Genomic DNA, 19,190 nt, shown 5'->3' with positions numbered 1-19,190 from the left:
CCGCTTTCTATTATTTCGTTTCTCTAAAAATAAACCAGCTATTATTATAGTACAAATCGCGAAAAATTTCTTTGGATTTTTCTTGCAGAAGGATGGAATTTGGAAGAAAGCGGAGCTGGAGCCTGGAATATCGGCGGCTGAGCGACATATTGAAAAGCTGACCGATAAAGTGAAATTTTAACCGTTATCCATTAATTGACCGAAATACTAGAGATGTTAACGGCCATGCAAAATAGAAAAAACCCGCAAAATCCATTGCGGGCGCTTCTCCATTTTTACATAAACCCCGAAAACCACAGTCCGAGCGCGGTTCCAACGTAGTTGCCGATGATATAGCCCAGCGTTCCGACGACGAGTATGGGTCCGATCAGATCCTTCCAGCCTTTGGCGATGGCCATGGCGGCAGCGGTAGTCGGGCCGCCGACATTGGCATTGCTGGCCAAAAGGATTTCTTCGAGGTCATATTTTAGCAGTTTGCCTGCTGTTAAAGATACAGTCAGGTTCACTACGACGATAATGAACACAAACACCAGCAGCAGCGGGGCATTTTCGATAATCAGCGGAATCGATGCCGGGATGCCGATCACGACAAAGAACAGGTAAATCAGGAATGTGCCGATTTCCTGGCTTCCGTTAATAGACTCGAAGTACCTCGGAAACATGGCCAATACCAGGAACGTCAGAGTGGTCAGCATCAAATACTTGTCTCCAAACAGCCCGTTTACGAGATTGATAAAGAAAGAAACGTCATCCCCGGAAGGAATGGCTGAGTCCAGGAATTCAGCGACTTTAAATGAAACAATCACCAGCAAAAAAGCTGTTCCGACGGATAACGCGATATCCTTTAAGGAGATGTCCTTTCGCTTCCAAAAGCTTTCCGCAAGTGTCTTCCCCTCTTCTCCTATACTGCCGCTTTCCACCTGGTCTACATGCGGCGTTTTAAACCGGCGCCGGAAAAAGCCAATGGCCGGTACCATCATCAGAACGACGAAGTAAATGGCCATCATTAAATTATCGGCGACAACTGCGGCTGATACCATTTCTCCAGGCGTCTTGAACTTTGCTGCCATGGCCGCGAAGTTTACCCCCCCGCCAATATAGGACGCGCTGAGCATCGCGCCTAGTTTATCAAGGACAGGTATATGATCTTTCAGCAAGAAGAAGCTGATGATCACCCCTGCCACTGTCCCGATGGAGCTGATCAGAAAGATAATCAGCAGACGGCCGCTTTCCTGCCAGATTCTTTTAATCTTCACATGAAAAAGAAGCAATGGGATCGCAAGCGGAATGATAAAAGTCCAGACTGCATCGTATACAGGCGATGCTGTCGGAATAATGCCGGTATTGGATAGAATGATGGCGCCAATCAGGGCAACAATCGCCCCTGAAATTTTTGCTGCCCAGCTGTAACGCTGCTCCAGATAGATGCTTGCCGAGGCCCATACCACAATAATTCCCCATAGTGTTACATAATCATCAGCTTTAATAAGTGTCTGCTCCAATAACATTTCCTCCTTTTTTACAGTGTCACTACTACTCATAGTAGCTCTATCTCTTTTAAAATTCAAAATATTCAAACCGGACGGAATTGATTCAACAAAATTCGGGTGGTGCCTGTCACCAAAAATTATTTTATATTTTTTTGAAGCCGAAAGTGCCCTTTCGTACGTCTAGATTGCAGACACTTTTTTAGAAGGAAGGTTATTGCGTGATAGAAGTTAGAGAATTAAGCCATGCGTTTGAGATTGGCAAAAAAGAAAAGAAGACGGTAATTCCGGTATTGGAGGATGTTTCTTTTTCAGTGGAAAAAGGCGAGATTGTCACGATTGTGGGCAGGAGCGGATCCGGGAAGTCGACGCTCTTGAATATCATCAGCGGTTTTATTAAGCCAAAGCATGGGGAGGTCTGGATACAGGGGGAAAAGGTCAGTGACTATAACGAAGGCAAATTCGCTGATTTCCGCCTGGCGAATCTCGGATTCATTTTCCAGAGCTTTCAGCTGATTCCGAGCATGACGGCTTACCAAAATGTCGAGCTCCCTCTCATTCTCAAAGGGATGACTGAAAAGGAAAGACAGCAGAAGACGGAAGAGACGTTAAAGCGGGTAGGCCTTATCGAATATAAAGATCATTATCCAAGTGAGCTTTCCGGCGGACAGCAGCAGCGCGTCAGCATCGCCCGGGCGCTTGTGGTAAATCCTCCCCTCATTTTGGCAGATGAACCGACAGGCAGCCTGGACAGTGAAACAGAAAACGAGCTGCTGCAGTTCATTCAAGAGCTGAACCGGGATCTGGGCATCACGTTTCTGATTATTACGCACGACGAAAAAGTGGCAGCCATCGGCCATAAGACAATTGAAATCACAGATGGAAGGGTTATGGAGGGTGTATTGGCATGAATTTAAAAGATCAATTCAGATTTGTAAGGCAAAATATGAAAAAGAATAAAACAAGGCTGTTTATGACGATTTTAGCCACAGCGATTGGATGTACCTTTCTGATTGTGCTGGCATCGGTCGGATTCGGGCTTCATAAATCGATCATCCAGGATGTAATGGAAGACAGCCTTGTTACGGAAGTCCAGGTTCACGGCAAGGAAGCGGGCGAAGGAAATTTCCAGGGCATCAAAGATGAAGATATCAAACATTTTCAAGAAATCACCGGGGTAAAAGCAGTTACCCGCAGGCAATCTCTGCAGCAAAGCCCGATCTTTAAAACAGGGGATTATACCTCTCAATCAGAAGCTGTTTCGGCCTATTTCCCGGAAGAAGTGAAAGCAGGATTCGAGCTTTCTGAAGGAAGACTCCCGGAAAAAGGGAATGAAGTGGTGGTTGGCTCCTCCTTTGCGGATGGTCTGTCTCTGGAGCCGAAAGAAGGAGAGAATGCCTTTAATGAGGATGGAACGATAAAAGAAGAATACGCCTACAAGGGTGAGTTAGTCGGAAAGACGATTGAAATGGAAGTTATCAAAATGGAGGATGGCAAGGAAATCAAAAAGTCCATTCCCCTAACCATAACCGGGGTCACGAAAAAGCCTTCTAAAGAATGGATGCAGATCCGCACGGTCTTCATTTCCGAAGATATTTTTAAGGAAGTGGAAGCATTCACCGGTACACCTGCCGGCAGTCCGGAGCAAGTGGAGGGAGCTTCCGAGGATACTGGCCGAATATACGATACTGTCAGCCTTTACGCTAAAGATGTCGAGGCTGTCACAGGCATCAATGACCAATTGAAAGACGGCAATTATATGGTTTATTCCATCGTGAACGAGATGAAGCAGATTAATATGGTTTTTACGATTTTAAAAATCGGTCTTCTCTTCATCGGTACCATTGCTTTGATCATTGCCTCCATCGGCATTTATAATACGATGACGATGGCCGTTACGGAGCGCGCCCCCGATATCGGGATCATGAAAGCGATCGGCGCCCATCCGAAAACGATTAAGCGGATCTTTGTCCTTGAAAGCAGCTATATCGGCCTGCTTGGCGCCCTGTTTGGGACGATTGTTGCTTATGGAATCAGCTATGCGGTCAACCTGGCCCTTCCGCTCGTGCTGGAAAGAGTATTTGAGGAAGCCCCGCCTGAGGGCCTCATGCTTTCCTACATTCCGTGGTCCCTGACATTGATCAGTGTGGCGATTTGTCTGACAGTTACCATCTTCTCAGGCTGGCGTCCGGCCAAGCGCGCGACACAAGTGGATGTGCTGAAGGCAATGAGACGGGAAGTTTAATAGATAAAACATCGCTGGTATGAGCCGGCGATGTTTTTTATTATAACTTGAATGCTTCTTCGCGAACCTTCTGCAAAAATTCTTCAACCACTTTCAGGTTGTTTTTATCGCCGCCAAGCTTCAGCATGGCCCTTCCTACGAAGTTAACCCCTTTATTTTCCCCTTCATAAATAAACCTGGTATGGGAGTCATCGATTTTGACCAGCGTAAATGAGAGGGTGATTTCAAAGGCCTTTCCCAATACAAAATGGATCTGCTTATGCTTTTTATCCTCTGCATTCTCATATGCCAGCGTTTCGACAATATAAGTTTCCTGGCGCTTGCCTTCTCTGTAGGTTTGCCTGTGCTTTGCCCCTGCTTCATGTTCCCTTTTTTCGATCAGGGTGTGCTCTTCGACCTTGGGCATGATTTTCTTTATGTGCTGGTCGGAAAACAACCTCCACACCTTTTCAATATTCCTTTCAATCATGATTTCTTCTTTCCATTGAATCACGATTCTTCCTCCTTCCCCGATTCCAAAAAGGCATCGATTTCATCTATTTGGCCTTGAAGCTCTTCCATTTGTTTCTCGATCAGTTTTCTTTTTTGCAGCAGCAATGCTTCCAGATTGGCGAATGATTCATCCTCCATCACGGAAATCATTTCCTGAATGGTGAAACCTAGTCTTCTTAGTTTTATTAACAGAATAGCCAAAAAATAGCTGCCGTCATCGTAATACCGGTAATTGTTTTTTGAGTCAATAAAAGCAGGCTCCAGCAGCTTCACTTCTGCGTAATATCGCAATGTTTCCTTCGTTAACCCGGTCATTTCCGAAAACTCGCTGATCTTGTACATCGCTTCCTCCCATTTATCTTAAACTGTGGGGTGCACCACACGGTCAATGCTTTTTTAAATAATATTTTGTATTATGTATATCACAATGCACATCCGATAGAAAGAGATAGAAGAAGCCTCAGGCGGCATGAACCGCTGAGGCTTTATTCCGTTATAGATTTCAACCAGGGAGCGAATCGCTTCCTCTTCCTATTCTTATTTTGCATACTCGCCAATATAGGATTAATCGATTGGAATGCCGCTATTATTTTCCTTTAGTTAATTCATTCACTATAAATTCCAGCTGATTTTCAAGGGAAATGGCATCGTTAAACCAAAATGATTCGGAATCAAATTCTATCACCTTGTTGTTTTGTACAGCAGGTATTTCCTGCCATACGCTTGTATCCATAAAGGATCCCTTCCCTGTTTCATCTCCTGTTCCAACAAACATAATGTCACCGGCGTATTCTGGGATTAACTCAGTCGATATGGATTTATAGCCGGGTCCAAACACATCCTTTTCTACCTTATCAGGTGCCTGAATTCCAAGGGCCTGATAAATGATTTCCGTTCCCCGTCCCCAATTCTTTCCGTAAATATATGTTTCTTTTCCCATTGTTTCGAGTACTGTTACAGTTACATCCTCACCAATGGCAGCTCTTACCTTTTCCTTTTCTTCTTTAGCTTTTTCAGTCCATTCTTCTACCCATTTTTCTGCTTCATTTTCTTTCCCTACAATTTTCCCAATTTCAATATGCTGCTGTAAATAATCGTACTCTGTATTTGTCAGGGCAACAGTTGGAGCAATTTCCGAGTATTTCTTTAGATTCTTATCAGAGGAAAAAGCAATAATTAAATCTGGCTCCAATTCTATTAACTTTTCGATGGACCCTTCCGCAACAACTTCTGTATTTTCTAGTTTATCCCCGAAAAATTTGTTTCCTTTTACCCATTCATTCACGGCAACAGGGGTAATTCCAAGCTTCAATACATTCCCCACATAGATATGTGCCAATACCGCCACCCTTTTAGGCTTGGCAGGAACCTGGACATCTCCATCTTCTCCATGGTATGTCCTTGTGCCAGAGTCAGCGCTTGCCCCTGATGTTTTGCCTGAGCTTTCTCCGCAGGCAGATAAAGTACACGCTAACAACAGTGTGATGACAATTAATATAAACTTTGTTTTTTTCACTGGTTTTCATCTCCATCATATTTTTCTATCAACATCAAGTGTAAATGATTATCATTATCAATAAGAATAAAACAGTTCAGCTCGTTTTTCAATTCATTTTTATCATATATTTTATTTTTGATAGAATTTGAACCGCATCTATTCTCCATTTAAATATAAAAAACCTCAAAAGCAACAACCGTTAAGGTACTTGTACTTTTATGGTTTTAACACAAATCTCAAAGACCTGCTTAAAGCGGCAGGCACTACAGAGATATGGTTTTTTTCCCCCTCGGCGATATCCAGCATAATATCAAGCCGTGAATCCTTCAAGAGGGTTAAGCGCTCTGCCAATTCCTTTACATCCTCCACCATGAATCGTTTTTCCTGAGCTCCGGCTGAAAAATAGATTTTAAGATTGCCATCTCTCAATCGGTCTATGAATTCGGTTCCAGCTCCAAAATACATTGCTGATTCCACCAAATGGTTGGGCTGCTAATCATATAGCTATGAAAAGCTTCCGGCTTTGTAAAAAGCGCATACAGACCAAACAGTCACCCTAAGGAATGGCCAAAGAAGATGTGCCTCGCAGGATCAGCCTCAAACATTTCATTCACCTTCGGCTTCAGTTCCTGTTCAATAAATTGCAGGAATTTCCCGCTCCCCCGCTCCTTGGCCATGGCTTCCGGAGAATCTTCTGTGATTTCAAAAGTGAACTCCGGCGGGGAATCCAATATCCCTTATTCTCCTTAAACCGGAAGCGGTCCTTTTCGATCGTTAAATCTCCCGCTCCGTTCACAACGGCGAGCAATATATGCTGATTGGTAAACTGATCCTCCAGCTGCCACTGCATTTCTTCTTTTATATTTCTATTTTTCTCAGCCTGAATATGAGGTCTTCTAACGCAAAGCAATCAGTATTTATTTCTAACACTCCTGTTCTTTCTATCAATAATGATCATCAATATCACTTTATAAAACAAGAGCACAAAAAAACATCGCCCTCTAGTTGCGATGTTTTCTTGGCTTACCCATTTAAAAATAAGGTAGCTGTTACATATTTCTTTGTCAGCGACTTGTAGTAGGCCGATAAAACTGTCAGTGAAGCCGTTACAAGAATATTGGAAACGATGTCTTTCTGGTTTTCAGTAAAATCCTGGAAACTCTCCATTGTTTTCAATGCTTCTTTTTTGATGCACTGTTCTGTCTGATCGTATATGCTTTTTTCGGCACCATTGTGCTGATGGACTTTTTCAAAAATGGCCGCGTAAGCAGAATAAAAAGGGATCGGCCCAATCAGGTCGTCTGTGCGGTCATCCAGATCATTAAAAAGGAGGGCAAGAATTTTTCGGATCGAATCGAAATCAAGCGTCGCTTTCAGATCCTCCACGATAAAAAGCATGGCAGCCTGGTCGGCCGAATATTTCTTGCCGAGCTGCGGACTGCCTATCAGGTCCTTAACATCCCGCTTCACCCAGTTTTGCACAGCAGTCGAAGATAGATGGGTAAATTCAATCTGGTTTCCCAGTGCGACAATTTCATTGATGGAAAAGCCGATTTTCTGCAAATCTGCCCGCAGCAACTTTTCAAATATAGCCGGCATTTTGGTATCCAGAAAAGCTTCCGTTGATATTCCTTTCTTTTCATGAGCGGCCCCCCATGCCTGCTGGAGAATTTGTTTGGGTGAATGCCCCCCTTCCCCCTTCAGCGACAGAAGGAAATCAGCCATGCTTTTCCTCGATAGCTGGAATAATTCCAAGATAATCAGCCCCTGCGTTCTCTTTTCGATGCTTTCATCCTAATGGTTTACATGATAACAGTCAACGTCTATTTCCTTACCGCCTAGTTTTTACTTGTCATTTTAATCGAAAAATTGTATTATATAGTCAGATGACAAGTTCATATGAACTCAAAATAGATTAAAGGGTGAGGAAATGGGTAAACGTATTTTTTACTTTTTATTGACGAACGTGCTGGTTCTATTGACCATCAGTATTATTTTCTCGCTGATTGGCGGAGGTAATTACATCAATGCCCAGGGCGGCATTGATTTCGGCGCATTGCTTGTGGTCAGTGCCGTAATTGGTTTCACTGGCTCCTTCATTTCCCTGTGGATGTCCCGCTGGATGGCCAAGAGAATGATGAATGTTCAGGTGCTGGATCCGAATAGTTCCCTTTCAGCAGCTGAACGCGACATCGTGGAAAAAGTTCATCGCCTATCAAGAGCAGCAGGCTTAACACATATGCCTGAAGTGGGAATCTACCATTCCCCTGAAGTGAACGCTTTTGCAACAGGTCCTACGAAAAAACGCTCTCTTGTGGCGGTTTCAACTGGATTGCTCCAGGAAATGGATGACGATGCCATTGAAGGTGTCATCGCCCATGAGGTCGCACACATCGCGAACGGAGACATGGTCACCATGACCCTTCTCCAGGGGGTTGTCAACACATTCGTTGTCTTCCTTGCTCGAATCGCAGCCTGGGTGGCATCCCGTTTTGTCAGAGAAGAAATGGCGCCGATTGTACACTTTATAGCTGTAATCGTGTTCCAAATCGCCTTTTCAATCCTTGGAAGCCTTGTGGTCTTCGCCTACTCCCGCCACCGTGAGTTCCATGCGGACCGCGGGGGTGCTGACCTTGCCGGCAAAGACAAAATGACACATGCCCTGCAGATGCTGAAGGCCTACTCCAGCCGCATCAAGGGTGAAGAGCAGACAGCGATCTCCACTTTGAAAATTAATAACAGAAGCAAAGCTTCACTGTTCTCGACGCATCCGGATTTGGATGAGCGTATCAGACGTTTGAGTGCGAAGTAAGCAGAAAAGCGCACGCGCCTTGTCCACCCCGACACTCGAGGGGGAGGCTGCTTGTGTTAGACATATGAAAAGGGTGCCCTGGATGGGGCACCCTTTTCATATTCTTTCATCTCTAACTCTCTGAAAATTGTTTGTCCCCTCAATATCCGGGTAATCTCCTAATAGACAGCAGGAAAAGCATCGGGACTAAAGCTGTGACGGTTTGTCCCGATGCAGCACCCTGGAAAATTTTTTTTACACGAGGAGGCTATGAACATGAACGGTTTCCAGCGCATTGCACTTGTACTGACGATTATTGGAGCCATCAATTGGGGGCTGATTGGGTTTTTCCAATTTGATTTAGTTGCCAGCTTATTCGGAGGACAGGATGCAGTTTTATCAAGAATAATCTATGGTTTAGTGGGAATTGCCGGATTGATCAATCTGGGACTCCTCTTTAAACCGAGCCGTGAATATGAAAGAGAACCGGAATCAAGGCCTGTTCGATAAAAGAAATTCCCCCTCCAATATGGCTGGGGGGTTCAATCAAACGTTTGATTAAACCGATAGACCAAAAAACGCTCATTTTCATCGCCCTCGAGGACCACCTCTTTTATCAGCTCAAACGGGGTGCTGTTTTCCAGATAAAAAATATAATCTTCTGAAGGGTAGTATAAGATGATGTCCATTTTGCGCGGGTTCTCTTCGGCTGAGAGCAGGATGCTGTTGACGACTTTCATAAAGATCTTCACCGAAAACGGATTGAAAAAGTAAAAGTGGCTGTCCTGCGGTGTTATTTCATACTCCTGAGCCAGGATGCACTGAAAGCTGATTCTGGCTTTTTCTCCTTTGTAAGTCTGCAGGTTTTCCAGTGCCTCACGGTAAAAGTCCTCACTCATCTCCACGCCGGCAGCAGATGCCCGAAATGTATGGTGAATATAAAAAGGCAGCCTGCCTTTGCCGCAGCCGAAATCCACCAGGCGGTCGCTGCTTCTTAACCCGTATTCACTGAACAGTTTTTCCAGGCCTTGATATGGAGTTGGCTCGTAGCGGTGGTAGTGGAAAGATTTATGGAATCCTATTTGGTCACCGCTTGTATGGATGTTAAGTATTTCATCAAAATTTTTCATGCTGGATTCCTCCGCTAAAAAATGCCTGCCGCCATCCCAATTGGACAGCACCAGGCATTGTGATATGTTGTATTTATTTCGATTCATTCCCTAGATATTCTTTTAAAGTCTGCTGCAATGTTCCCTTTGTTTCCGCCTGATTTTCGAATGAAACGCCGGCATGGATCATTTTTCGGACAAGTTCAGCACGAAGGCCTGTAAGAACCGCCTCGCATCCCATCATTTTGATGCCGCTGAGGATCTTTTTGAAGTGTACAATGACATCGATTTCCATATCGGCAATTCCGGAGAGATCCATGATTAAGGTCTGGATTTTAATGGATGAGATATCCATCAGAACTTTCTCTTCAATCGTCTGAATCCGGTAAGAATCAATCATGCCAATCAGCGGCAGAACAGCAACAGAAGTGCTGACTGGGATAATCGGCACTGACAAATGCTCAACCAGTTTGCGCTGTGATTTAAGCATCTCATCTTTATAATCAGAGTAGCTGATGAAGAAGTTATTTAAAAATTGGTCAACATGGTCATTTACATTCTTTTCCAGATTATAAAAGTCCTCTCCTACTCTATTCCTCCCTTTAATTTTGTCGTATTGGAATAAGAAGTGCCACAAAGTACGCCGGATCGCCTGTACCCATTCCAGCTTAAATGAAAGTGTCAGGGAATGCTCGGCCCAGGCAACACCTTCCTGCCTGGCAAAGGCAATCAGCTCTTCTTCTACATTTTCGACAACATATAAAGCCAGCCTCTCGGCATTTTTTAAAAGATCGATATTGCCTCTTTGCAGGATTTCATTGATTTTAGAGGCAACATTTACAGCCTCGGACAGTAATTTCGCCTGAAAATTCTCACGATTCACAACAATAAATTCTGCTATATCCTTAGTTTCTTTGTAAGTTGCTTCCATTTTAAGCATACGCCCCTTTGTTTTATATACTATACACTTTCGGTTTAATCACGGAAAATCCTTCTTGAACTTAATATGGAAGATAATAGCACCCTTTTATCAGACCCCAAAATTTTAATACCCTTTCTAATTTGCCCATAAACCTTTAATTTGATTTTTTTTTAAAATTACTGAAAAAAAGCGCCAGGACTTGGCGCTTCTTTTTAAAAAATTCCGGATGTGCTGATAAACACAACAACAATAGTAGCAGGAACCAATACTTTCATAAGGATGTTCCACGCTGTGTACATGGCTGGAGAAATATCGCTGCCGAGCAGAAATTCCTCTTTTACTAGCTGTTTGTCCATTCTTAAAGAAATAAAGAGGGCAATCAGCAGGCAGCCGAGAGGAAGAAGGATGTTGCTGACAAGGTAGTCGGTTGCATCAAATATATTTTTCCCGAAAATGGTGAAGTCCCCAAGCAGGCTGAACGACAGCGCAGCAGGAATCCCGGCGGCGAACATGACAATGCCGGAGATCCAGGAGATTTTTTTCCGGGAATGCTTTCCGTTCTCGATGAATGCAGAGACGATGATTTCCAGCATGCTGAACGATGATGTCAAAGTGGCAAATAAGAAAAGCAGCAGAAAGATTGCCAGAAACATTTCCCCTAATGGGATCTGTGAAAAGACGGCCGGCAGGACCATGAAAAGAAGCCCCGGGCCTTCCGCCGGTTCAAAACCGAATGCAAACACAACCGGGAAAATCGCCAATCCTGCCAAAACAGAGATAATAATGTTCATGATGACAACAGAGCCCGCTGAATTTGGGATGCTTACTTTTTTATCCAGATACGAACTGTAAGTGACCATGCATGAGAAGCCGACTGCCAGTGCAAAGAACGACTGTCCCAATGCATAAAGAGCCGATTCCCCAGTGATTTTGCTGAAGTCCGGGTTCAGGAAGAACTTGACTCCTTCCATCGCACCATCCAGTGTCAGTGCGCGTACCACAAGCACGATAAAAAAGATGAATAATAGCGGCATCATATATTTGCTTGCAGCTTCAATCCCATTTTGGATTCCGAATGTGATGACCACAATGTTAATAAGCAGAAAAGCTGCCAGCCCCATTAGAGTCCAGCTTGGCGTGGATGTAATCATGCCAAACAGTTCCGGATAGGCTGCGCCCGGCGTAATGATTTGGCCGCCAATCGACAGGACTGTATAAATCAGCACCCAGCCCCCAACAACCGAATAAAAACTCAGCAGCAGGAAGCAGCCGACAACGCCAAGCTTGCCGGTAATGGTCCACGGACTGTTTGGAGCCAATTTATAATAGGCAGACACTGCTTCTTTCTGTGCCCCGCGTCCGATAATAAACTCTGAAATGAGCATCGGAAGACCAATCAAAATCGTAAACGCGATAAACATCAGCAAAAAGGCGCCTCCTCCGCTCGTTCCGGCTACATACGGGAACTTCCAGATCGCTCCCAGGCCAATCGCGGCACCGGCCGAGGACATGATAAAGCCGAATTTAGAAGACCATTGCTCTCGATTTGTACTCATAGTACCCCCCTGTTCTCTATTTTTATGCAAGGCCCGATTCAGGAAGACTTTCGGGCCCCGATTCCCCTTTAAATCCTAGATTATAACTCTGTGCGGATATCCCAAAGTTCAGGGAAGAAGCGCTGATCCAATACTTTTTTCAAATAACCGACACCGGATGAACCGCCTGTTCCCATCTTGAAGCCGATGATTCTTTCCACCGTTTTCATATGGCGGAAGCGCCACTGCTGAAGCCAATCTTCGATATCCACAAGTTTTTCCGCAAGCTCGTATAACTCCCAGTACTTTTCAGGATTTTTATACACCGTCATCCAGGCTGCGCGGACCGAATCATTTTCTTTATATGTTCTGGTTACGTCTCTGTTCAGAATGTCTTCATCAACTGGCAGGCCTGCTTTATGAAGCGCGCGGATGGCTACATCGTATAGGCCCGGCTTTTCGAACGCTTCCGTTAACTTTGCATGCAGATCCGGGTCTTTTTGATAGATTTTCAGAACATGCTCGGTTTTATAGCCTAACGCAAATTCTACCATACGATACTGGTAGGATTGGAAGCCAGATGCCTGGCCAAGTGAATCGCGGAACTCCATATACTCGGATGGCGTCAATGTGGACAGCACATCCCATGCCTGAATAATCTGCGATTGTGTCTTCGAAACGCGCGCCAATCGCTTCTGTGCTGTGGATAAATCATTGTTTTCAATCGATTCAATGGCTGCACCCATTTCATGAAGAATCAGCTTCATCCACAGCTCGCTCACCTGGTGGATGACGATAAACAGCATCTCATCATGATGTCCGGAAAGCCTGTTTTGCGCGGATAGGATTTTGTCGAGCTGCAGGTATTCACCGTATGTCATGTTGTTGGTGAAATCTGTATGGATGCTCTTTTCAGAGGTTGTCGCGTTTACGTCCTGGTGTGTTTCTTTCATGTTATGTCCTCCTTGAGATTTGTTCTTGTAGTTCCCGATTCGGGCCGTGCCTGTTATTTCAGCGACTGACCGATATATTGGGAAAGTGACCGATATATCTGATGCGGATTGCAGCCGGACTTCATTTGGCCGGTAAACCCGCATTTTGGCCGGTATTTTATCGAAATTGGCCGGTGATTGTACGTTTTTGGCCGGTATTTCCTTCAAATTGGCCGGTAAAGGCTATTTCTGCTGGCTGCTGCACTTCCAGCAAGGCAGAAGTTTAGCGTTTGGCCGATAAATTCGAGGTTTTGGCCGTTCCCCCGCTTAAATTGGCCGAATAACCGCCCGCACCGGGCTGCCATCTCCGTCTTTTATTGGGAGCGGCAAGGCAATTAGCTCGTAATTTCCTTCTTCTATCTCATCCAGCATGATATTTTCCAGAATATGAATGCCATTTCGATATAAAGCATGGTGTGTTTCCATCTCTTTGCTGTCGAGCGCATCGACGGATGGCACATCCACTCCGAGCAGGCGCACCCCTTTACTGCCGAGGTAGTCTGCCATATCCTCGGTCAGTTCAGGGATCTGATTCGGAAACACTTCCGAATGATTCGGAACCGAGGTCCTGAGCAGAACACGTTCCACACCTTCGAGATCAAATCCTTTCAGAACTTCCGAATCCACCGTTTCATAGGCTGATACATCTATCACACACGCCGGCCCGATATACAGCTCGATATCCAGGTCCAAGATCTTTTCGCCTTCGTCATTAAAATGGAACGGTGCATCGACATGGGTGCCGGTATGCAGGCTGGTCGTAATCCTGCCAATATTGACAGAGCCGGTTTGTTCTTTTGTAAAAGCTGTTTCATAGCTGAATGGCGTATCTCCGGGCCAGTGGGCAATGGCATTAGTCAGCGGCTGTGAAATATCGATCCATCCCTTTTTCATCATGCTACGACTCCCCGCTTATTTTCGAATTGCTTGTATTTTTCTTGATCCATAATACCTTTAAGGATCTGAACTGTTTTCCAGACATCTTCAAACGTATTGTACAGCGCTACCGGAGCCAGACGGATTCCGTTCGGGGCACGGAAATCCGGGATAACTCCCTCTGCCTTCAGCGCCTTGCAGATCCTTGCTGCTTCCGGGTGCTCCAGATAAATATGGCCGCCGCGCCTCTTTTCATCAAGCGGGTTGCGCAGGATAAATCCGTGTCCGTCAAGCTCATGCTGAATCAGCTTAATCATATAGCCAGTCAGTTTAAGTGATTTTTCGCGGATTCTTTCCATGCCAGCTTCATTAAACATGCTGAGTGATCCAATAATTGGCGCCATGCTAAAGATATTCGGAGTTCCAATCTGATATGCGCCTGCATCTTCAGCAGCAGTCAGCACATGTTCCATATCAAACTGCTTATCCTTGCGGGAGCTGAACCAGCCGGCAAGTCCCGGCACTTGGCCAAAATGGCGCTTGTTCACAAACAATCCGCCCGTCGAGCCAGGTCCGCCATTCAGATGCTTATAGTTGCACCAGAACGCGAAATCCACATCCCAATCACTTAGGGAATGCGGGACAGATCCAACCGAATGGCATAGGTCAAAGCCAATCTCAATCCCGCGCTTATGTGCTTCTGCAGTCAGATACTCCATATCCAGCACCTGGCCGCTTCGGTATAAAACACCCGGCAGGACAATCAGCGCGATTTCATCTGTCATCTCAGCGACAATGTCTTCTTCCTTCAGCGTATGGCCATCCGCGCTTTTTACCTGGACAAGATGCTCATCAGGATCATAGCCCTTCAGCTTTACCTGGCTTTGCAGCGCATAAATATCGCTCGGAAAATTCAATTCATCCGCCAGTATCTTCGTTCTTTTTCCTTGCGGCTTATAAAAAGTCGAGACAAGCTGATGCAGATTAACGGTTGTGGAACCGCTTACAATAACTTCCTCCGGATGTGCTCCCACGATTGGCGCCAATTCTTTTCCTAGTTTTTCAGATAAATAGAACCAGGGATTGTCCCCTTCTGTCCAGCCATCAATAGCATGGTGCTTCCAGGAATCCAGCAGGTCAAGGAGTGACTTTTCCGCACGCTTTGAAAGCAGTCCAAGTGAATTGCCATCCAGATAAATTCCGTCTTCTTTTATATAAAACTCTTCCCGGTAGGACAGCTCATTCCCAGCATCCAGTCCGATTGCATACTCTCTTGTAAAATCCATAGATTTCCAACCTTTCAGAATATTAATTATTTACGAAAATTATATGGTTTGATTGACACTATGTCAATGATATAATGTCAGTATAGTTGCCAGAAACTGAACGAAGGAATGAAATAAATGAAGAATCCGATCGATCAATTGCCGGCAAGGCAGCAGCAGGCCCTGAAAACACGCCATAAGCTTCTCGAGGCCGGAAAAGAAGTTTTTCTCGAAAATGGCTTCCAAAAAGCAACCATCTCCCAAGTGATCAAAAAAGCAAATACAGGCTACGGCACGGCGTACGTCTATTTTAAGAATAAAGATGAGCTTTTCATTACCTTAATGGAAGATCTCATGAACCAATTTTACGAAGTGGCAGAGATGCCCTTTAAGCCGCAGGCCAAAGAAGAGGCCTATGAAAATATTAAGAAGCAGGTCAGGCTGTTCCTGCGGCTGGCTTTGGATGAGCGGGACATGATGAAGGTCGTAAAAGAGGCAATCGGCGTCTCACCTGAGATAGAGGAAAAATGGTACGGAATCCGCGAACGCTTCATCGAGCGGATTTCAGTCGATATCCGCTACGCACAGGCGCAAAAGCTTGCCAAAAAGCAACTCGATCCGGCCCTTACCGCGAGAGGCTGGTTTTATTCAAATGAGATGTTCATGTGGGAGCTGGTGATGAATGAGGAAAAGTATCAGATGGATGACGTGATTGTGAATCTGACCAGAATGTATACGGGCGGGCTGTATGATTAAAGACTCATGTCCCACTTGTCATGATTTGTGTGCCCCTCTTCCATTTTACAATCAAATTTTGCTCATTAATGCGCCACTTCCCATTCCACCGTCTGTTTTAAAATTTAAAAAAGGTGCCTCCTCCCTCAGGAAAAGGCACCTTTTTCAATTCGAAACCAGCTCGGGGTCATTCGCTGTAACCGTAATACTCCCTTTTGAAAGCTTCACAACCACATCCGAATCTCTCGCAATGTCGGGATCATGCGTAACGACGATCACGCATTTCCCTTCTTCATGTGCCAGTGCCCGTAAAAGACCGACAATCTCCTGGGCCGTGTCTTCGTCCAGGTTGCCGGTCGGCTCGTCCGCGACAATCAGTTCGGCGTCACAGCACAAAGCCCGGGCAATGGACACACGCTGCTGCTGGCCGCCGCTTAAAGTAAGCACTTTTTGCCGGGCCTGGATTTCAGAAATCCCGACCCGCTTCAGCATCTCCACAGCAATCACCTTTTTATTTTTCGCAGAGGATCCGGTAATCTCCATTGCGGTCAATACATTCTGCAGAGCCGTCATATACGGAAGCAGATTATAAGATTGAAAGACAATGGAGACAAACTTATTTCGGAATCTCGTCAGCCCAATTTTCCGGATATCCTTTCCTTCGTACAGCACTTCTCCGTCCTTCGGAACATCCAGGGCACTGGCCAGAGCAAGGAATGTCGTTTTCCCGGATCCGGACGGCCCGATTATGCTGTAAAAATTCCCTTTTTCAAAACTCACATTAATATTATTCAAGATATCGTGTTTTTTATTTTCATGTTTATACCAGTAGCTGATATTTTTGAATTCCAGCAATGAACTCATTTTTCCATCTCCTTTTAATCCTGCTTGCTTAGAATGGCTTTTGGCTGAAGGCGCAATACGGTTAACGAAGGCAATAGTGCCGACAATGCCGCAATCAAGAGGCCAATTAGTGCAAGGAAGCCAAGATCTTCTCGTGTCACCTGAACATTCATTTCATCTACCGTCTCCACTGTTTCCTGAGTCTGCATCATACCCGGACCGAAGCCGCCCATGCCCCTTCCTCTGAAGGACTCCGGTGCATTCGTCTGTTCTGCTGATGCCAATTCCTGATTCAGGAGCTGGTCGCCAAGCTGGCCCGCCACCACATTGCCGCTTGCTGTGGCAATGCCGAGCGATAACACAGCCACTACTAAAATTTCCGCCATAAACTGGCCTGCAAGCTTCCACCTTGTTTCCCCGATCGCCAGCAGGACGCCCATTTCATACTTCCGCTCACGGATTAACATCATGACGATCAGACCCAATATGACTGCTCCGGCAATGGATACCAGGTACACAATATTTTTCGAAAATCCGGCTACATTCTCAATCGGGCCGACCATCTGCTGATAAAGCTGGTCATCGGCATCAAGCTTGAACGTTTCGAAATCGATGCTGCTCTCTGCTTTTGCCTGATCGATAAAGTCCTGCATATCGGCAGGATCCTCTATGTAGTAGATGGCGCTATCGATTGTATTTTCATAGTCAGACCCCTTTAGTGCTGCAGCAGCAGTGTATGGAACATACAGCTTGTTATAAGGATTCAGTGCTGTAAAATCCATTGCCTGATCAGATCCGGCAGAAGCTGTCTGATAGATTCCGATCACTTCAAGCTCCATTTCAGCCGTTTCATCACGCGGGTTGATGACGGTAATCTTATCGCCAACTCCCAGCTCGTTTTCTTCCGCCAATGTCTGTTCAATCAGCGTGACATTTTTACCGATATGCTCCTCTGTGATCCCGGTTCCTTCAACCATCGATGAGGTCCCATCCATAAACTCCGCAACCGCGTCTGTAAATGCAACCCCCTGCAGGCTCACATCCCCCTGCATCATTCCGCCCGGCATGCCTCTCCCAGGCTCCTGCCCTTCACCGCTTTCCTCAGATGTGTCAGAGGCAGCCGAGTCGCTTTCAATCGGATCAAAACCGAAGGCCAGCCCAGTGGTGGATGAGTAGAAATTATAGCCTTTAATCTGGTCATAAGAAGCCAGTTCCTCTGCGGCATCAAGCGGGACAGGAACTGACTGGAAACGCATCCGCTCCCCTCTGCTCTGCTGCCGGGACATCGCCTGCTCTCTCAGTTTTTCCATATCAGCCTGCAGGGTGACATCTGCCCCCAGCTTTTGGCGGGCGAGATCTCCCGACTTTTCGGCAGCTGTCTGGATCGATAAACCTGCCAGCACTAATACACAAATCACGGTAAATACGAAGATCTGCAGAATGCTTTTCCCTTTTCTGGCCTTCACGCTTAAAAACGCTCGTTTTAAAAAATTCATCTCAAGTTTCCCCTCAGCCCTCTAAATAGTTCTTAATCTCATATTCTTCAAATTTTTCTTCCAGCCAAGCCGTATATTCTGTTTGCATCTCTGTTTCAAATAATGTATTTTTAACCTCTTCTTTCACATCTTCATAGGCTGCTTCTTTGGCTTCCTGCTTTTCTGCCACTTTGATTACGTGATAGCCATATTCGGTTTTAACAGGATCGCTGATTTTTCCCGGTTCCAGCGAGAAGGCGACCTCTTCAAATTCCTCGACCATATCTCCCTTTCCGAAAAAGCCGAGGTCCCCGCCAGCATCTTTGTTGCTTTCATCGGTCGAGTATTCAGCCGCAAGCTTCGCAAAATCACCGCCATCATTCAGTTTTCCGATGACTTCCTTTGCCGTTTCCTCATCCTCTACTAAAATATGGCTCGCTGATACCTGTTCCTCCTGGGCAAAACTTTCTTTGTTTTCGTCAAAATAGGTTTTCATAGCTTCTTCTGAAATCTCAATCCTTGGTTCCAGCAGCTTCTTGGTTGCCAGGTAGGATTCGATATCCTCCTCAAAATCAGCCATTGAGAGGCCGCTTGATTCGAGCGTCTGCTTTAAAGCATCCTCACCGCCGTATGACTCCGCATATACAGCCTTTTCCTCATCAATTTCTTCCTGTGTCACTTTCACATTTTCTTTCTTCGCTTCCTGATCAATCACTTTCTCGGTGATCAGCGAATCCAGAAGCTCCTGCCCATACTGGGCAACGAGACGCTCATGCAGCTCATCCCTGCTGATTTCTTCCCCGTTTACGGTCGCAGCAGCATCATCCTCCTTTATTGTAAAAAAGATGGCTGCCGCTGCCCCGATCGTTACTACACTGCCTAAAATCCAATAGATAACTTTCTTATTCTTCATCCTGTTCCCCTC

General features: G+C 45.5%; 21 protein-coding genes. 5 read left to right on the top strand and 16 right to left on the bottom strand.

Annotated features, from left to right (window positions below):
- Positions 1-275: 275 nt before the first annotated feature.
- The gene (locus A361_RS04695; RefSeq protein WP_019379361.1) at positions 276-1,502 is read right to left on the bottom strand and encodes a DUF819 domain-containing protein; all 1,227 of its coding nucleotides are present in this window, start codon (positions 1,500-1,502) and stop codon (positions 276-278) included.
- Between the two features lie 206 nt (positions 1,503-1,708).
- On the opposite strand from A361_RS04695, the gene A361_RS04690 reads away from it, so the two are divergent.
- Positions 1,709-2,398, top strand: a complete 690-nt coding sequence (locus tag A361_RS04690; RefSeq protein ID WP_019379362.1) for an ABC transporter ATP-binding protein — start codon at positions 1,709-1,711, stop codon at positions 2,396-2,398.
- Entirely contained in the window at positions 2,395-3,732 is a 1,338-nt protein-coding gene (locus A361_RS04685; RefSeq protein WP_009335104.1) for an ABC transporter permease, read from the top strand. The genes A361_RS04690 and A361_RS04685 overlap by 4 nt, the downstream gene beginning before the upstream one ends.
- A 40-nt stretch (positions 3,733-3,772) precedes the next feature.
- Here A361_RS04685 and A361_RS04680 read toward each other — a convergent pair whose 3' ends face one another.
- The 6 genes from A361_RS04680 to A361_RS04655 all read right to left on the bottom strand — a co-directional run bounded on the left by A361_RS04680 (position 3,773) and on the right by A361_RS04655 (position 7,477).
- Positions 3,773-4,225, bottom strand: coding sequence for an SRPBCC family protein (locus A361_RS04680; RefSeq protein ID WP_019379363.1), 453 nt, complete (start codon positions 4,223-4,225; stop codon positions 3,773-3,775).
- Entirely contained in the window at positions 4,222-4,566 is a 345-nt protein-coding gene (locus A361_RS04675; protein WP_019379364.1) for a MerR family transcriptional regulator, read from the bottom strand. Before A361_RS04675 ends, A361_RS04680 begins: the two co-directional genes overlap by 4 nt.
- 244 nt (positions 4,567-4,810) lie before the next feature.
- A complete protein-coding gene (locus tag A361_RS04670) occupies positions 4,811-5,740 on the bottom strand; it encodes an iron-hydroxamate ABC transporter substrate-binding protein (protein ID WP_019379365.1) in 930 nt (309 codons plus the stop codon).
- Positions 5,741-5,938: 198 nt separating this feature from the next.
- Positions 5,939-6,187 carry a hypothetical protein gene (locus A361_RS04665; RefSeq protein WP_019379367.1) on the bottom strand — a complete coding sequence of 83 codons (249 nt, stop codon included), beginning with the start codon at positions 6,185-6,187 and terminating at the stop codon, positions 5,939-5,941.
- An 86-nt stretch (positions 6,188-6,273) separates the two neighbouring features.
- On the bottom strand, positions 6,274-6,453 hold the full coding sequence (locus A361_RS04660) for a hypothetical protein (protein ID WP_019379368.1): 180 nt from the start codon (positions 6,451-6,453) through the stop codon (positions 6,274-6,276).
- A gap of 292 nt (positions 6,454-6,745) precedes the next feature.
- A complete protein-coding gene (locus A361_RS04655; protein ID WP_019379369.1) occupies positions 6,746-7,477 on the bottom strand; it encodes a DUF1836 domain-containing protein in 732 nt (243 codons plus the stop codon).
- Positions 7,478-7,652: 175 nt separating this feature from the next.
- Between A361_RS04655 and htpX the strand changes: the two genes are divergently transcribed.
- Positions 7,653-8,534, top strand: a complete 882-nt coding sequence (htpX, locus tag A361_RS04650; protein ID WP_009335112.1) for a protease HtpX — start codon at positions 7,653-7,655, stop codon at positions 8,532-8,534.
- Positions 8,535-8,789: 255 nt separating this feature from the next.
- Positions 8,790-9,023, top strand: coding sequence for a DUF378 domain-containing protein (locus A361_RS04645; RefSeq protein WP_009335113.1), 234 nt, complete (start codon positions 8,790-8,792; stop codon positions 9,021-9,023).
- A gap of 32 nt (positions 9,024-9,055) precedes the next feature.
- Here the strand turns inward: A361_RS04645 and A361_RS04640 are convergent, their stop codons facing one another.
- The 6 genes from A361_RS04640 to kynU all read right to left on the bottom strand — a co-directional run bounded on the left by A361_RS04640 (position 9,056) and on the right by kynU (position 15,233).
- Entirely contained in the window at positions 9,056-9,643 is a 588-nt protein-coding gene (locus A361_RS04640; RefSeq protein ID WP_009335114.1) for a class I SAM-dependent methyltransferase, read from the bottom strand.
- Positions 9,644-9,716: 73 nt separating this feature from the next.
- The gene (locus A361_RS04635) at positions 9,717-10,553 is read right to left on the bottom strand and encodes an STAS domain-containing protein (protein ID WP_019379370.1); all 837 of its coding nucleotides are present in this window, start codon (positions 10,551-10,553) and stop codon (positions 9,717-9,719) included.
- A 203-nt stretch (positions 10,554-10,756) separates the two neighbouring features.
- Positions 10,757-12,100, bottom strand: a complete 1,344-nt coding sequence (locus tag A361_RS04630; RefSeq protein WP_019379371.1) for a sodium-dependent transporter — start codon at positions 12,098-12,100, stop codon at positions 10,757-10,759.
- Positions 12,101-12,180: 80 nt separating this feature from the next.
- On the bottom strand, positions 12,181-13,032 hold the full coding sequence (gene kynA, locus A361_RS04625; protein ID WP_019379372.1) for a tryptophan 2,3-dioxygenase: 852 nt from the start codon (positions 13,030-13,032) through the stop codon (positions 12,181-12,183).
- 306 nt (positions 13,033-13,338) lie between these two features.
- Positions 13,339-13,968, bottom strand: coding sequence for an arylformamidase (gene kynB / locus A361_RS04620; RefSeq protein WP_019379373.1), 630 nt, complete (start codon positions 13,966-13,968; stop codon positions 13,339-13,341).
- Positions 13,965-15,233: a kynureninase gene (kynU, locus tag A361_RS04615; protein ID WP_019379374.1), complete on the bottom strand. Its 1,269-nt coding sequence runs from the start codon at positions 15,231-15,233 to the stop codon at positions 13,965-13,967. The genes kynB and kynU overlap by 4 nt, the downstream gene beginning before the upstream one ends.
- 117 nt (positions 15,234-15,350) lie before the next feature.
- Between kynU and A361_RS04610 the strand changes: the two genes are divergently transcribed.
- A complete protein-coding gene (locus A361_RS04610; RefSeq protein WP_019379375.1) occupies positions 15,351-15,968 on the top strand; it encodes a TetR/AcrR family transcriptional regulator in 618 nt (205 codons plus the stop codon).
- Between the two features lie 144 nt (positions 15,969-16,112).
- On the opposite strand, the gene A361_RS04605 is transcribed toward A361_RS04610, so the two are convergent.
- From A361_RS04605 to A361_RS04595, 3 genes are read right to left on the bottom strand one after another with little or no spacing between them, the layout of a single operon-like run.
- On the bottom strand, positions 16,113-16,811 hold the full coding sequence (locus A361_RS04605; protein ID WP_019379376.1) for an ABC transporter ATP-binding protein: 699 nt from the start codon (positions 16,809-16,811) through the stop codon (positions 16,113-16,115).
- Positions 16,812-16,825: 14 nt separating this feature from the next.
- Positions 16,826-18,286, bottom strand: a complete 1,461-nt coding sequence (locus tag A361_RS04600; protein ID WP_019379377.1) for an ABC transporter permease — start codon at positions 18,284-18,286, stop codon at positions 16,826-16,828.
- 13 nt (positions 18,287-18,299) lie between these two features.
- The gene (locus tag A361_RS04595; RefSeq protein ID WP_009335123.1) at positions 18,300-19,178 is read right to left on the bottom strand and encodes a peptidylprolyl isomerase; all 879 of its coding nucleotides are present in this window, start codon (positions 19,176-19,178) and stop codon (positions 18,300-18,302) included.
- Positions 19,179-19,190 lie beyond the last annotated feature (12 nt).

It is taken from the genome of Cytobacillus oceanisediminis 2691, from assembly GCF_000294775.2.
Taxonomy (GTDB): domain Bacteria; phylum Bacillota; class Bacilli; order Bacillales; family Cytobacillaceae; genus Cytobacillus; species Cytobacillus pseudoceanisediminis.
Note: the sequence above shows the minus strand (reverse complement) of the source record. Positions and strands in the feature narration are given on the sequence as shown.